This window comes from Shewanella sp. MM_2022_3, from assembly GCF_022557375.1.
Taxonomy (GTDB): domain Bacteria; phylum Pseudomonadota; class Gammaproteobacteria; order Enterobacterales; family Shewanellaceae; genus Shewanella; species Shewanella xiamenensis.
The window spans coordinates 1-255 of sequence record NZ_JAKZGV010000139.1; the positions used below are offsets into that span (position 1 = coordinate 1).

Below are 255 nucleotides of genomic sequence, written 5' to 3' on the forward strand. Positions count from 1 at the left end.
CTCGAGAGCATGACATCTTGTTAGCACTAGAGGATACCACCTCGCTGACTTACAAGCATGACAGTGTCAGGGAGGAGTTAGGTCATACCAATCAAGGGGATAAAAACCGTGCCATTCTGGCGCATTCAATCTTGCTGTTTTCACCGCAAAGCCAGCAAGTCGTTGGGCTGATTGAGCAACAGCGTTGGACGCGGGATATCACTAAGCGCGGGCAACGCCGCCAACATGCTACTCGCCCTTACGAGGAAAAAGAGA

Annotated in this window: 1 pseudogene; it reads left to right on the forward strand. The window is 51.4% G+C overall.

Annotation, left to right across the window (positions count from 1 at the left end):
- A pseudogene (locus tag MMG82_RS21510) lies at positions 1 to 255 on the forward strand (IS4 family transposase); the annotation flags it as partial.